Origin of the sequence: Streptomyces reniochalinae (assembly GCF_003323735.1) — a bacterium.
GTDB classification, from domain to species: domain Bacteria; phylum Actinomycetota; class Actinomycetes; order Streptomycetales; family Streptomycetaceae; genus Streptomyces; species Streptomyces reniochalinae.
Window position 1 is genome coordinate 129691 of record NZ_QOIM01000045.1, and the last position, 13597, is coordinate 143287.

Annotated in this window: 14 protein-coding genes and 1 tRNA gene; 11 read left to right on the forward strand and 4 right to left on the reverse strand. The window is 72.4% G+C overall.

Going from position 1 to position 13597, the window contains the following annotated elements; genetic code table 11:
- Positions 1–60 precede the first annotated feature (60 nt).
- The 8 genes from DQ392_RS29965 (at position 61) to DQ392_RS30000 (ending at position 8658) form a co-directional block, all read left to right on the forward strand.
- Positions 61–702: a 4Fe-4S binding protein gene (locus tag DQ392_RS29965; RefSeq protein WP_245982145.1), complete on the forward strand. Its 642-nt coding sequence runs from the start codon at positions 61–63 to the stop codon at positions 700–702.
- 5 nt (positions 703–707) lie between these two features.
- Complete coding sequence (locus DQ392_RS29970; RefSeq protein ID WP_425470639.1) at positions 708–1358, forward strand: NADH-quinone oxidoreductase subunit J family protein; 651 nt, start codon at positions 708–710, stop codon at positions 1356–1358.
- Positions 1358–1813 (forward strand): NADH-quinone oxidoreductase subunit NuoK, encoded by a 456-nt coding sequence (gene nuoK / locus DQ392_RS29975; protein ID WP_114018851.1) that lies wholly within the window; start codon positions 1358–1360, stop codon positions 1811–1813. The genes DQ392_RS29970 and nuoK overlap by 1 nt, the downstream gene beginning before the upstream one ends.
- Positions 1810–3861, forward strand: coding sequence for an NADH-quinone oxidoreductase subunit 5 family protein (locus DQ392_RS29980; protein WP_114018852.1), 2052 nt, complete (start codon positions 1810–1812; stop codon positions 3859–3861). The genes nuoK and DQ392_RS29980 overlap by 4 nt, the downstream gene beginning before the upstream one ends.
- 1 nt (position 3862) lies before the next feature.
- On the forward strand, positions 3863–5497 hold the full coding sequence (locus DQ392_RS29985; RefSeq protein WP_114018853.1) for a complex I subunit 4 family protein: 1635 nt from the start codon (positions 3863–3865) through the stop codon (positions 5495–5497).
- Complete coding sequence (locus DQ392_RS29990; protein WP_114018854.1) at positions 5494–7128, forward strand: NADH-quinone oxidoreductase subunit N; 1635 nt, start codon at positions 5494–5496, stop codon at positions 7126–7128. Before DQ392_RS29985 ends, DQ392_RS29990 begins: the two co-directional genes overlap by 4 nt.
- Before the next feature lie 262 nt (positions 7129–7390).
- Complete coding sequence (gene htpX / locus DQ392_RS29995) at positions 7391–8257, forward strand: zinc metalloprotease HtpX (RefSeq protein ID WP_114018855.1); 867 nt, start codon at positions 7391–7393, stop codon at positions 8255–8257.
- Positions 8254–8658: a YccF domain-containing protein gene (locus DQ392_RS30000; RefSeq protein ID WP_114018856.1), complete on the forward strand. Its 405-nt coding sequence runs from the start codon at positions 8254–8256 to the stop codon at positions 8656–8658. The genes htpX and DQ392_RS30000 overlap by 4 nt, the downstream gene beginning before the upstream one ends.
- Positions 8659–8850: 192 nt before the next feature.
- Here DQ392_RS30000 and DQ392_RS30005 read toward each other — a convergent pair whose 3' ends face one another.
- The gene (locus DQ392_RS30005; protein ID WP_114018857.1) at positions 8851–9339 is read right to left on the reverse strand and encodes a YajQ family cyclic di-GMP-binding protein; all 489 of its coding nucleotides are present in this window, start codon (positions 9337–9339) and stop codon (positions 8851–8853) included.
- A 233-nt stretch (positions 9340–9572) separates the two neighbouring features.
- On the opposite strand from DQ392_RS30005, the gene DQ392_RS30010 reads away from it, so the two are divergent.
- The 3 genes from DQ392_RS30010 to DQ392_RS30020 all read left to right on the forward strand — a co-directional run bounded on the left by DQ392_RS30010 (position 9573) and on the right by DQ392_RS30020 (position 11395).
- Positions 9573–9654 (forward strand) — tRNA-Tyr (locus DQ392_RS30010).
- A gap of 184 nt (positions 9655–9838) precedes the next feature.
- On the forward strand, positions 9839–10627 hold the full coding sequence (locus DQ392_RS30015) for a GntR family transcriptional regulator (protein ID WP_114018858.1): 789 nt from the start codon (positions 9839–9841) through the stop codon (positions 10625–10627).
- A gap of 6 nt (positions 10628–10633) precedes the next feature.
- Positions 10634–11395, forward strand: a complete 762-nt coding sequence (locus DQ392_RS30020) for a glycosyltransferase family 2 protein (protein WP_114018859.1) — start codon at positions 10634–10636, stop codon at positions 11393–11395.
- 103 nt (positions 11396–11498) lie between these two features.
- On the opposite strand, the gene DQ392_RS30025 is transcribed toward DQ392_RS30020, so the two are convergent.
- The 3 genes from DQ392_RS30025 to DQ392_RS30035 form a co-directional block, all read right to left on the reverse strand.
- Positions 11499–12413: an FkbM family methyltransferase gene (locus tag DQ392_RS30025; RefSeq protein WP_114018860.1), complete on the reverse strand. Its 915-nt coding sequence runs from the start codon at positions 12411–12413 to the stop codon at positions 11499–11501.
- 109 nt (positions 12414–12522) lie between these two features.
- A complete protein-coding gene (locus DQ392_RS30030) occupies positions 12523–12711 on the reverse strand; it encodes a hypothetical protein (protein ID WP_114018861.1) in 189 nt (62 codons plus the stop codon).
- Positions 12712–12884: 173 nt separating this feature from the next.
- Entirely contained in the window at positions 12885–13565 is a 681-nt protein-coding gene (locus DQ392_RS30035; protein WP_114018862.1) for an SDR family oxidoreductase, read from the reverse strand.
- Positions 13566–13597 lie beyond the last annotated feature (32 nt).

The window sequence follows — 13597 nt, forward strand, 5'->3', positions numbered from 1 at the left end:
ACCTCGCGCGGGGTCTTCGGCTCCGGGCTGGCCAAGGGTCTGGCCGTCACGCTGCGGACCATGACCCGGCGGTCGGTCACCGAGCACTACCCGGACGCGCAGCCGGACCTGCCGCCCCGCACCCGTGGCGTGATCGGTCTGTTCGAGGAGAACTGCACCGTCTGCATGCTCTGCGCCCGCGAGTGCCCGGACTGGTGCATCTACATCGACTCCCACAAGGAGACGGTGCCTCCTGCCGCGCCGGGTGGCCGCGAGCGCAGCCGCAACGTGCTGGACCGGTTCGCCATCGACTTCGCACTGTGCATGTACTGCGGTATCTGCATCGAGGTGTGTCCTTTCGACGCGCTGTTCTGGTCGCCCGAGTTCGAGTACGCGGAGACCGACATCCGGGAGCTCACCCACGAGCGGGACAAGCTGCGGGAGTGGATGTGGACCGTTCCCGAGCCGCCCGGGCTGGACGAGCGGGCCGAGGAGGCCAAGGAGCTGGCCGCGGCCCGCAAGGCGGCGGACAAGGCCGCGCAGACGGCCGAGGCCGAGCGGCTCGCCGCCCACCGCGAACAGCCCCCGCAGGAGACCGCCCCCGCACAGGAGACCGCCCCTGGGGGTCCGGCCCCCGGTGAGCCGGCGCCCGGCGGATCGGCCCGTGAGGGATCCGCCTCCGGCGCGGCACCGGACGAGGACCGAGGGGACGGTGGCGCGTGAGTCCCGTGACCACGGCCCTGGCGCACGCCGAGCCCCTCCAGCCCCTCCGGGCTCTCCAGCCGCTCGCCGCCGGGCATCCCGGCTTCCTCTCCCCCACCGGGGTGGAGATCATCTTCCTCCTCGTCGGACTCGTCACCCTCGGCGCCGCCGTGGTGACCGTCGCCACCAAGCAGCTGGTGCACGCTGCGCTGTGGCTGGTGGTCGCGCTCGGCGGGGTCGCCGTCGAATACCTCCTGCTCACCGCCGAGTTCATCGCCTGGGTGCAGGTGCTGATCTACGTAGGTTCCGTCGTCGTCCTCATCCTCTTCGGCCTCATGCTGACCAGGGCCCCCATCGGGCGCTCGCCCGACGCCGACTCGGGCAACCGCTGGGTGGCGCTCGCCGTCTCCCTCGCGGCCGCGGCGACTCTCGTCACCGTCGTCGTCGACGCCTTCCGTGCCACCTGGATCGACCTGGAGCAGCCCGTGGGCCCGGGCGAGGGCTCCTCCGAGGTGACCGGCATGGCACTCTTCCGGCACTGGGTGCTGCCCTTCGAGGCGCTGTCGGTCCTCCTTCTCGCGGCGCTGGTCGGCGCCATCGTGCTGTCCAGACGGCAACAGGCCGCCCGGGCGGGCGCCGGCAGCAGCGGCGCGCCGGGCAAGGCGGGTGGGAACTGATGCATCTCGCCTATCCCGCCTCTCTGGCCGTCCTCCTCTTCTGCGTCGGCCTCTACGGCGTCCTCGCGCGCAGGAACGCCATCCTCGTCCTCATGGCCGTCGAGCTGATGCTCAACGCCGTCAACCTCAACCTCGTCGCCTTCGACGTCTGGCTCCGCGACACCCTGCACGCGGGCCAGGCGCTCACCCTCTTCACCATCGCGATCGCCGCGGCCGAGATCGGCATCGGCCTGGCCATCGTCCTGCTCGTGTACCGCAACCGCGGCAGCTCCGACGTCGACAGGCTCCGGGACCTGAGCGAGCGCGACGACTTGGAAACCGGTGCCCGCGGCGGCGGTTCACGCGAGGGGAAAAGTCTGGCACCCGCCACTGACAACGACGCGGACGACGACACCGACAGCGGCTTCGACCAGGCACGTCACGGCAGTTCGGACGCAGGGAGGCGCCCCGCGTGAGCACCACGATCCTCGCCGCTCTCGTCCCCGCCCTTCCCGCGCTCGGCGCGCTCGCGGGCCTTCTGCTCGGCCGCCGCGCCCCCGGGTTCGTCCGGCCACTGGCCGTGCTGCCCACCCTCACCGCCGCCGTCCTCGCGGTCGTCGTCGCCGTACGCCAAGGCGGCGGCGCCCCGGTGCGCGCCGCGACCGAGCTGGCACCCACCGGCAACGACGCGCTGCCGATCCAGCTCGCCCTCCACCTCGACGGCTTCGCCGTGCTCGTCGCGGTCCTCGTCGGTCTCGTCGCCACCTGCGTGCAGCTGTACTCGACGGGCTACCTGCGCGACGACCCCCGCTACGCGTCATACGCGGCGCTCGTCTCCCTGTTCACGGCCGCGATGTTCCTGGTGGTCTACAGCGACGACCTGATCGTGCTGCTGGTCGGCTGGGAGGTCATGGGCATCTGCTCGTACTTCCTGGTCGGGCACTACTGGGAGGCCCCGGCGGCGCGGACCGCCTCCCTCAAGGCGTTCCTGGTCACCAAACTGGGTGACGTGCCGTTCCTCATCGGCATCCTGGCGCTGGCCTCCGAGGCGGGCAGCTTCCGCATCAGCACCGTCGTCACCCGGCTGACGTCGTCGCTGTCGGGCTTCGAGGTGACGCACCCGACGCTGATCGCCCTGCTGCTGCTCGCCGGGGTCGCGGGCAAGTCGGCGCAGTTCCCGCTGCACTCCTGGCTCCCGGACGCGATGGCGGGCCCGACGCCCGTCTCCGCGCTGATCCACGCGGCGACGATGGTCGCGGCCGGCGTGTACGTGGTGGCGCGGCTGCTGCCCGTCTTCGCCGCCTCCACCGCCGCGCTGGTCGTCCTCGCGGTGGTCGCCGCCGTCACCATGACGGGCTCCGCGCTGGCCGCGCTGGCCCAGGACGACATCAAACGGGTGCTGGCCTACTCGACGATCAGCCAGCTCGGCTACATGGTCGCGGCCCTGGCCGTCGCCGACCGCGGCGCCGCCGTCTTCCACCTGCTCACCCACGGCGCGTTCAAGGCGCTGCTCTTCCTCGCCGCCGGGGTGGTCATCCACGCGGCGGGCACCAACTCGCTGACGGTCATGGCGCGTACCGGCGGCATCGCCCGACGCGCGCCCGACGCGTACTGGACGATGAGCATCGCGCTGCTCGCGCTGGCCGCGATCCCGCCGTTCTCCGGCTTCTTCTCGAAGGAGGCCGTGCTCGCCGGAGCCGAGCACGCCGCCTTCGGGGGCGCGCACGCCCCGTTCGACGGGGCGCACGCCACGCCCGCGAGCGCCGGATGGATCGTCCTGGTGGCGGGCCTGGTCACCGCGCTGCTGACCGCGGCCTACGCGACGCGGCTGTGGCTGCTGGCTTTCCGGGGCGCGCGGACGGAGGCGCCGCTGGCCGTCGACGAGGAGAAAGCCGCCGAGCGCGTACCCGAACAGGTGCCCCAGCAGGCACCGGAGACGGACCTCGCCACCCCGGAGCCGGCCGGCGACCGCGCCGGCGCCCCCGGCCACCGCCTCCCCGTCGTGATGAACGCCGTCCTGTGGGTGCTCGCCGTGCCCGCACTCGCGCTCGGCCTCGTCTTCCCCGCCCTGCCCGACTGGTTCGACGGCGCCTCCCTCACGCCGACGCTGACGACCTCCGTACTCGCCACGGGCGTCGCCCTGGTGGGCGGCCTCGTCACCTACGCCACCTGGCGCCACAGCACCGCGCTCGCCGCGCTCCACCCGCAGCACGACGCCGACCCCGGTGTGCTGCTGCTCGGGCCGCTGCACCGGCACGCCGCCGCGGGCTTCCACCTGGACGCCCTCTACGAGGCCGTCGCCGTACGCCCCCTCGCCGGAGCCGCCCGCCTGGTGCGCTTCGTGGACCGGGAGGTCGTCGAGGCCTACGTGAACGGTGCCGGGCGCGGCGCGCGCCTGCTGGGCGCGGCCGTGCGGCGTGTCCAGACGGGCAACGTGCAGACCTACCTCGGCGCGCTGCTGACGGGCTCCCTCGTGCTCGCCGTCATCGCCGTGGTGGCCGCGACCGGAAACGGAGGGGCGTGACGTGATCCCGCTCGACGACACCGTCCTGCAAGCCCTCCTCGTCGCCGTCGTCGCGGTGCCGCTGCTCGGCGCCGTGGCCGCCCTGCTGCCCGCACCGCCCGGACTGCGCGGCCGCGGCCCCGACCAGGCGGTGCTGCGGCACGGTGTGACCGTCACCGGCGTGGTGCTGCTCGGGACCGTCCTGCTGGCGCTCGGCTTCGACCACGACCGCTCCGGCACCATGCAGGCGGAGTCGGACGTCAGCTGGATCCCGGCACTGGACGTACGGCTGCACTTCGGCATCGACGGCATCTCCCTGCCGCTGCTCGTCCTGACGGCACTGCTGGCGTTCCTGTGCGCCCTCTACAGCTACGCGAGGATGCCCGCGGGGCCGGGCCCCAAGGCGTTCGTGGCGCTCATTCTGCTGCTGGAGTGCGGCACGCTCGCCACCTTCGCGGTGCTCGACCTGATGCTGTTCTTCCTGGCGTTCGAGATGGTCCTCGTCCCCATGTACTTCCTCATCGCCCGGTGGGGCGGTCAGGGCAGGGGACCGGCCGCGTGGAAGTTCATCCTGTACACGCTGCTGGGCTCCGTGGTGATGCTGCTCGGACTGCTGCTCCTCGGGCTGAACGCCGGCACGTTCGACATGGCCGCGATCGCCCGCGGGCAGGGTGCGGGGCTCGGCCACACCACCCAGGTGCTGGCCGCCCTGGCCATCGGTCTGGGGCTGGCCGTCAAGGCGCCCATGTGGCCCCTGCACAGCTGGCTGCCCGGCGCCCACACGGCGGCGCCCACCGTGGGCTCCGTCCTGCTGGCCTGTGTGCTGCTGAAAATGGGCACCTACGGGTTCGTACGAATCGTCCTGCCGGGCGTGCCGGAGGGGGCGCACACTTTCGCGCCGTACCTGGCGGCGTTCGCGGTGGTCGGCATCGTCTACGGATCACTCGCCTGTCTGGCCCTCGCCCTCCCCTCCTCCGACCGCTCGTGGAGGCGTTTCGCGCCGCAGTCGTCGCCGGGTGCGCAGGGAGACCTCAAGAGGCTGATCGCGTACTCCTCCGTCGGGCACATGGGCTTCGTCCTCCTGGGCATCGCCACCCTCACCCACACGGGTGTGAACGGTGCCCTCTACGCGAACCTGGCGCACGGCCTCGTCACCGGCCTGCTGTTCTTCCTCGTCGGCGCGCTGAAGGACCGCGCGGGCACCAGCGACCTCGACGCCCTCGCCGGCACCACGGGAGCAGCCCTCTACGGCAGGGCACCGCGCCTGGGAGGGCTGCTCGCCTTCGGCGCCGTCGCCTCACTGGGACTGCCGGGGCTGGCCGGCTTCTGGGGCGAACTGCTCGCCCTCCTGGGCGCCTACCATCCGGCGGCCGGGCTCAGCAGGCCCGCCTTCCTGGTCTTCCTCGCCCTCGGCGCCCTCGGGACGCTGCTGACGGCCGCGTACATGCTCCTCGTCGTACGCCGCGTGTGCATGGGCGACCCGGCCGCGCCCACGTCGGTCCCGGGCCTGACGAAGGTGCCCGACGTGCGAGGTGCCGAGTTCGCCGCCTGGACCCCGCTGGTCGTCCTCACCGTCCTCGCCGGACTGTGGCCCGCGGCCCTCCTGGGGCTGATGGACCCGGCCGTGCAGAGCCTCCTGCCAGGAGTGACCCGATGACGCTCCACACCGCCGTCCTCCACGGCCCCCACGGCGCCGCCCCGAGCGCCACCGCCCAGGGCGCGTACGAACTCGCGCACAGTGCGGCCGCACAAGGGACGCAGGGGACGCAAGGGGTGCACCGGCTCGTCCAGAACGTCGACTGGGCCGCCATCGCCCCGCCTGCGATCGTCGCCGTCGCCGCACTCGTCGTCCTGGTGGCCGACCTGTTCCTGACGGAACGCCGCAAGGGCCTCCTCGGACCGCTGTCCGCCGTGGCGCTCGCCCTCGCCACGCTGTCGCTCCTGCCGCTGGCCGGCGAGGACCGGCACACCTTCTGCCTCACGGCCGGTCCGCGCGCGTGCAGCTACGTCGCCGACCCCTTCACCCTCTCCCTCCAACTGCTCGTCCTGGGCGGCGCCTTCGTGACCGCCCTGCTGTCGATGACACCGGTACGGCAAGAGCGGCTGCCCGCGGGCGAGTTCTGGTTCCTGCTGCTGTCCTCGGCCTCCGGCGCCGCCCTGCTGCCCGCCTCGCGCGACCTGGCGACACTCGTGGTCGCCCTGGAGGTCGCCTCCCTCCCGGCGTTCGCCCTGGTCGGGCTCCGGCGCGGACAGCGGCTCTCCTCGGAGGCCGCGCTGAAGTTCTTCCTGTCGTCCGTCGCGGCCACCGCCGTGATGCTCCTGGGAGTCAGTTTCGTCTACGCCGCCACCGGCAGCATGCACCTGGAGACCGTCGCCGAGGCGCTGCCCCGGGTCGACAGCCGGCTGGGCACCCTCGCGGCGACAGGGGTGGCGCTCACCCTGGTCGGCTTCGCCTTCAAGACGGCCGCCGCGCCCTTCCACTTCTGGGTCCCCGACACCTACGTGGGCGCGCCGGTCCCCGTCGCCGCCTACCTGTCGGTGGTCGGCAAGGCAGCCGGATTCTCCGGGCTGATCCTGGTCGCCGTCCGGGCGTTCCCCTCGTACGCGGACGCCTGGGGGCCCGTACTCGCGGTGCTGGCCGCACTCACCATGAGCGCCGGCAACCTGGGCGCACTGCGCCAGCGGAGCGACCGTGCGCACGGGGCGGTCCGGCTGCTCGCGTGGTCCTCCGTCGGACAGGCCGGCTACCTGCTGGTCCCGATCGCCGCCGCCGGCGTGACGGGCCACGACGGACGAGCGGTCGGCGCGACAGTGGCCTACGCACTCATGTACGCCGTCGTGAACCTGGGCGCCTTCGCCGTCGTCGCCGCACACCGGCCGCCCGGCGGGGACGGCAGGCTCGACGACTACCGCGGCCTCGCCCGCAGCCACCCGTGGACCGCCGCGGCGCTCGCCTTCTTCCTGCTGTGCCTGGCGGGGCTGCCACCGGGGATCGTCGGACTGTTCGCCAAGGTCACCGTCTTCTCCACGGCCGTGGACGCGGGGCTGGGCTGGCTCGCCGTGGTGATGGCCGTGAACGTCGTCATCGCCCTCGTCTACTACCTCACCTGGACGGCGCTGCTCTTCCGCCCGGCCGTCCGGGAGCCGGCCGGCGCGGGCCCCACGCCCGTACCGGTGGCCATCCCGCTGCCGCTGACCGTCACCGTGGCGCTGACCTCGGTACTCGCCCTCGCCACCTCCGGCGCCCCCCAGCTCCTCCTCCGGTTCGCCGACATCGCGCTGTTCTGACGCGCGGCCTGAGGGGCCTGAGGGCCCGGGGGCCTGCCGGGGCTCCGGACCGGACGAAGGGGCTCTCCGCCCCGACGCCCCCGGGCACACCCGTACCCGCTTCCGGCGCTCCCCGAAGGGGTACCGGGAACGCGTCGGCCGCCGGGGAACCGAGAACGTGCGCTCTCCGTTGACGGGAAAGGGAGGGTCCACATGACGGGGCCGTCGACGGCGGAAGGTCCGCTCGGCTCGGGGCCCCGCAGCACCATCTGGAGGGCGTACCGTGCACCGCCGGCACAACGGGCTGAGGACAGCTCTGCTCCTCGGAGGACTGTCCGCTCTCATCGTCGTCATCGGGGGCTTCTTCGGGACGACGGGCCTGCTGATCGCCCTGCTGATCGCGCTGGGTACGAACGCGTACGCGTACTGGAACAGCGACAAGCTGGCGCTGCGCGCCATGCGCGCCCGCCCGGTCAGCGAGTTCGAGGCCCCGCAGCTCTACCGCATGGTCCGCGAGCTGTCGACGGCCGCGCGGCAGCCCATGCCGCGGCTCTACATCTCGCCCACCCAGGCGCCGAACGCCTTCGCGACCGGCCGCAACCCGCGCAACGCCGCGGTGTGCTGCACGGACGGCATCCTGCGCCTCCTGGACGAGCGGGAGCTGCGCGGCGTCATCGGCCACGAACTCAGCCACGTCTACAACCGCGACATCCTCATCTCGTCCATCGCGGGGGCCCTCGCCTCCGTGGTGCTTTTCCTGGTGAACTTCGCCTGGCTGATCCCCATAGGCCGCTCCGACGACGACGAGGGTCCAGGGCTGGTCGGCATGCTGCTGATCATGCTGCTGGGCCCGGTCGCCGCCTCCCTCATCCAGCTCGCCGTCTCCCGCTCCCGCGAGTACGAGGCGGACGCCTCGGGCGCCCAGCTCACCGGTGACCCCCTGGCGCTCGCCTCCGCGCTGCGCAAGCTGGAGGCCGGCACGGCGCAGCTCCCGCTGCCGCCCGAGCCGCGGCTGGAGACCGCGAGCCACATGATGATCGCCAACCCGTTCCGCAGGGGCGAGGGCGGCATGACCAAGCTGTTCTCCACACATCCCCCCATGGCCGAACGTGTCGCACGGCTGGAGAAGATGGCAGGCTGGCGAGGGTGAAGACCCTTATCAACCTCATCTGGCTGATCTTCTCCGGACTGTGGATGGCCCTCGGCTACCTGCTCGCCGGTGCCCTCTGCTGCGTGCTCGTCATCACCATCCCGTGGGGGCTGGCGTGTTTCCGCATCGCGGCGTACGCGCTGTGGCCGTTCGGCAGAACAGCCGTACAGCGGCACGACGCCGGCGCGGCCTCCGGGATCGGCAACATCGTCTGGCTCATCTTCGCGGGAATCTGGCTCACCATCGGCCACATCACGCTCGGCGTGGGGCTGTGCCTGACCCTCATCGGCATCCCGTTCGGGCTGGCCCACTTCAAGATGGTGCCGATCTCGCTGATGCCGCTCGGCCGCGAGATCGTCCCCACGGGCACCCCGGCGGCCTACCCGCACTACCGCTGGTGAAGCCAGCCCCCGCGTGAGCCGGCCCGGTAGGAGTGGGCCCACGCCGGGCGGGTGAGGTTCACGCCGACCGGTGAGCCGGCCCGGTACGGGCAGGCCCGCGCCGGGCGGGCGAGTTCGCAGTGAGGGGCCGGCCGCCGCCCGGAACGGTCCGGTACGGCGGCGGCCGGCCCCTCACGGACGGCAGGGCCCCGCTCAGCGGTAGTTCACGAACTGCAACGCGAAGTCGAAGTCCTGGCCCTTCAGCAGCGTGATGACCTCCTGGAGGCTGTCACGGCTCTTGGAGGTCACCCGGAGTTCGTCGCCCTGCACCTGCGCCTTGACGCCCTTCGGGCCCTCGTCCCGGATCACCTTCGCGACCTTCTTCGCGTTGTCCTGGGAGATTCCCTCCTGGAGGGACGCGCCGATGCGGTACTCCTTACCGGAGGCCTGCGGGTCACCGGTGTCGAGCGCCTTGAGCGAGATGCCCCGCTTGATCAGCTTGGACTGGAAGATGTCGAGCACGGCCTTGACCCGCTCCTCCGAGTTCGCCCGCATCTCGATCCGCTCGCCCGACCACGCGATCGAAGCGTCCACACCCTTGAAGTCGTACCGCTGGGAGATCTCCTTCGCGGCCTGGTTCAGCGCGTTGTCGACCTCCTGCCGCTCGACCTTCGAGACGATGTCGAAACTGGAGTCGGCCATGGTGAGTTGGCTCCTCGTACATAGATCCGGCAGAAAGGCGGCGGCCGCGTCGAGGCGGCAGCCGTGCGCAAAGCCTAGCCACCCGCGACCGGCCTTCCGCGCTCTCCTCCGCGGCGCCGCGCGGACCACTCGACGCGGGAAGAACCGGGTGGCGAACCACCCCCGGCCATCGGGTATGGTTTACACCGTTGCCACGGAGCGCCGCCCCAGGCGGGCCCCGGGCAGCAATCCCAGGCGGTGTGCCCGAGCGGCCAAAGGGAGCAGACTGTAAATCTGCCGGCTCAGCCTTCCCAGGTTCGAATCCTGGCGCCGCCACAGGAGCAGCAGGGGCCCCTGACCAGCCGTGAGGCCGGTCAGGGGCCCCTTTGCTGTTCCCCGGTCCCGCTCGGGGGCCGCCACAGGTGCCGTCCGAGGGGTGCGGACGCGCTCATCTCCAGTCGTCAAGAGGACATGAGGACTCGTATGCTGAGGGCCGCACCGGCGACAGGGGATGAGCGCAGTGGCGAAGGCATACGAGCAGATCGCGGACGACCTGAGAGAGGCGATCCGCGCGGGTGAGCTGAGCCCTGGCGACAAGCTGCCGACCGAGGCGGAGCTCTCGGAGAAGTCCCGGAAGACCCTCCCGACGGTCCGGCAAGCGCTCAGTCTCCTCCAGGCGGAGGGGCTGATCGAGAAGCGGCACGGCCGGGGCAGCTTCGTGCGGAAGCCGCGGAAGAGGGTGACCCGCAGCAACGAGCGCCACCAGTGGGAGAAGAGCCGCGCGCTGATCCCCGACGAGGAGCGGGCCAGGACGGGAGCCACGGAGCACGACACGGGCCTGGAGATGGACGACCTCCTCTTCCACGCGTACTACCGCGAAGTGGAGGCGAGCGGCGACCTCGCGGCCGTCTTCGGCCTCCCCGAAGGTGCCCCTCTCATCCAGCGGAACTACCGGACGAGGTACCGCCAGGAGGACGCTCCCTTCAACCTCGTGACCAGCTACCTCGTACGCGACCACGTCGCCGGCAACCCCGAGCTGCTCGACGACGCGAACGAACCGTGGCCCGGCGGGACCATGCACCAGCTGCGGACGGTCGGCATCGAGATCGACCGCATAGAGGAGCACGTCACCGCTCGGCCGCCGACGGCGGAGGAAGCGGAAGAGCTTCGTCTCCTGCCCGGGACCTCCGTGCTCCTCGTCCGGAAGGTCTCGCGTGACGTCGCGGACCGTGCGGTCGAGGTCTCGGACCTCGTGCTGCCGGGCGACCGCACCGAAATAATCTTCACCACGCAGCTCGAAAGGTGGTGACCCCTCGTGGGTCGCGTCGTCGTAGTCACCGCGGTGCACGGTCCGTCGGCGCCCCACCTGCCCGACGCGTGGAAGTCGCTCCAAGACCAGGAGCTTCCCCGCGGGTGGGAGTGGCAGTGGATCGTTCAGGAGGACGGGAAGAGCGACGACGTCGCGCCCCGCGTGCCCCGGGACGACCGCGTGTCGTTCGGGCAGGGGCGCTCGGGCGGGCCCGGCGTCGCCAGGACGCTCGCCCTCTCCCGGGTGGGCCAGGACGTCGACCTGGTACGCGTGCTGGACGCCGACGACATGCTGACGCCCGGTGCGCTGAGCCGGGACGTCCGCGTCCTGACCTCGCGTCCCCACCTCGGCTGGACCACCGCGCGGGTGCTCGACCTGCTCCCCGACGGCTCGACCGTCGGTTTCGACCAGGACCCGCCCGAGGGGGTCGTCGAACGGGGCGCGGTCCTGGAGCACTGGCAGGCGCACGACTACCGGGCGCAGGTGCACCCCGCGACCCTGTGCGTCCGCCGGGAGCTCCTCACCGCGCTCGGCGGCTGGGCCGCGCTCCCCGCCTCCGAGGACACCGGGCTCCTCCTGGCCCTCAACGCCGTCGCGGAGGGCTGGTTCCACGGTGAGGCCGGCCTCCTCTACCGGAAGTGGCCCGGCCAGGCCACGAGTCGGCCGCAACATGCCGAGGCGGTGGAACGGGACGCGCGCATGGCCGTCGTGGAGGCCAGAGCGAAGGCACTGGGCCGCATGCGCTGGCAGTACCCGGGAAGCGAGTAGGCGGCCCCGGGCCTGGGAGCACCGCGGCGTCGGGCGCGGAGAACCTGGGCGCCGGCCTCGGCGAACTGGACGCCGCCGGTCTCCCAGAGCCCGTGTGCCTGCCTCAGAGAACCTCGGCGTCGGTCCTGGAGAAGACCAGATCGCTCACTGCGGGCAGCGGGCCGTGCCAGCGCCGAGGCGGATGCGGCGCGTGGAGGGCCGCCGGATAGCTGCCGGCCCGGTAGCTGTTCGTGAGGCGATAGGGGTGGAAGCCGTGCCCGCGCATCGTGCGCAGCAGCTCGGCGGCGTCGTCCCCGAGCCGGGCCATCCGATCCGGAGCCACCTCGACCGCTATCTCCGCGTCCGGGCGGAGCCGGCCGAGTACGGGCTCCAGGCCGCGGATGGCGGCCCCTTCGCCGCCCTCGACGTCAATCTTGATCACGCGGGCTCTCTCGATCTCGTCCGGCCGTAGCAGCTGTGCCAACGGCTCGGCGTCCGCCTCGAAGGAGGACGCCACAGGCCCGTCCCACGGGACCGCGCTGTTGGCACCCAGGTTGCGGGACGACGCGAGCGTGAAGCGGAGCGTTTCGTGCTCGGCGGCGACCGCGGCGTTCACCGCGCGCACGTTGGTGCAGTGGTTGAGCCGAAGGTTGCGCAGGGCCTGGCGGTGGAAGCGCGGGGAGGCTTCCAGCGCGGTGACCGCACCGGCCCCTCCGACCAGCCGCGAGGCGAGGACGCTGAAGTAGCCGATGTTGGCTCCCACGTCGACGAAGCCGTCTCCGGGGCGGAGCCGGCGCGTGAGCCAGTTCGTCATGTGCGGTTCCCACACGCCGAACAGGTAGAGGTAGCGCTGGATGAGGTCCTCGGTGTCCACCTCGAAGACCGCGCCTGTCCGCGTCGTCACGGTGTGACGGCCCGGGTTCCGGGTGAAGTGCTCGCTCAGCAGGCGGGAGAGAGGTGCCTTCTCCAGCCGGCCGGGCGCGTACCGCACGTACCACCGTGCTGCCTCTGTAAGAAACTCCGCGGCCGGTTTGCCCATCCGGGAACGATAGCCCTGTGCGGGACGGCTACGGCGCCGCCAACTGCCGCTCGTCACGCCCCTGGTGAGATTCCCGGGAAGCCGGGGCGTCCCGGCCGGTGGGCAGGTGTCACTGCCCGCAGCTGATGCTTCCGCCGAGGAGCGCCGCGGCGTTGGTCGCCGAGTCGCAGGTGGAGTTCGCCAGGCCGTTGAGGTGCGAGGTGGGGGGTACGGGTTCGGCTGCCGTCGCGGCGCCGGTTCCGCCGAGCAGGCCGACGGCGGCCACGGCCAGGGCCGCGAGGAGGATTCGTGCACGCATGTCGAGCTCCCTCGGTCACACAGGGGGTGGGCTGCTCCATGCGATCTCCCGCCCCGCGCGCGGAGCAACCCCGCTCCCTCCGACGGGTGAGAGGAACCACCCCGGGGGAGGGGCGGGCGACCTCGTGTTCGACGGCCGTGGCGAACGTGACGTGGCCGGGGGAGAGAAACAGGTCAGCCGCCCGCCACGCCCGCGACCTCGTCGATCGCCTCCGGGATCGGCATGCGGCCGCCCACCAGCTCCAGCGTCAGTCCCGCGGTGCGCGGCTCGTCGAGCAGGGCTGTCAGGACGGCGGCGACGTCGTCCCTGGTCACCTCAGCGCGTCCGGTCTCGGGGGCCAGGTGCACGCGGCCGGTGCCCGGCTCGTCGGTCAGCCGGCCGGGCCGCAGCACCGTCCAGTCCAGGTCCGTGCGGGCTCGCAGGTCGTCGTCCGCGGCGCCCTTGGCGCGCAGGTAGTCGGCGAAGACGGGGTCCATGCCCTCGGGGGTGCCCGCCAGGGAGGCGTCGGCGCTCATCGCGGAGACCATCAGGTAGCGGCGTACGCCCGCGGCCTCGGCGGCGTCCGCGCAGAGGACGGCCGCCCGGTGGTCGACCGACTGTTTGCGCTCGCTGCCGCTGCCAGGGCCGGCTCCGGCGGCGAAGACGACCGCGTCGGCGCCCTCCAGGTGCCGGGCGAGCTCCTCGACGCTCGCCGACTCCAGGTCGCACACGACGGGTTCGGCGCCTGCCGCCAGCAGGTCGCTCGCCTGTTCGGGGCGGCGCACGATGCCCGCCACCCCGTCCCCGCGCCCGGCGAGCAGCCGCTCCAGCCGCAGCGCGATCTGACCGTGTCCACCAGCGATGACTGTGCGCATGCACCGACCGTACGCCCCCGGACACACCAGCT

Coding starts and splice junctions, on each gene's coding strand:
- DQ392_RS30030 (WP_114018861.1), bottom strand. CDS start 12,711: ATGCGTGCACGAATCCTCCTCGCGGCCCTGGCCGTGGCCGCCGTCGGC.
- DQ392_RS30005 (WP_114018857.1), bottom strand. CDS start 9,339: ATGGCCGACTCCAGTTTCGACATCGTCTCGAAGGTCGAGCGGCAGGAG.
- DQ392_RS29965 (WP_245982145.1), top strand. CDS start 61: ATGACCCGGCGGTCGGTCACCGAGCACTACCCGGACGCGCAGCCGGAC.
- DQ392_RS30025 (WP_114018860.1), bottom strand. CDS start 12,413: ATGGGCAAACCGGCCGCGGAGTTTCTTACAGAGGCAGCACGGTGGTAC.
- nuoK (WP_114018851.1), top strand. CDS start 1,358: ATGCATCTCGCCTATCCCGCCTCTCTGGCCGTCCTCCTCTTCTGCGTC.
- DQ392_RS30035 (WP_114018862.1), bottom strand. CDS start 13,565: ATGCGCACAGTCATCGCTGGTGGACACGGTCAGATCGCGCTGCGGCTG.
- DQ392_RS29990 (WP_114018854.1), top strand. CDS start 5,494: ATGACGCTCCACACCGCCGTCCTCCACGGCCCCCACGGCGCCGCCCCG.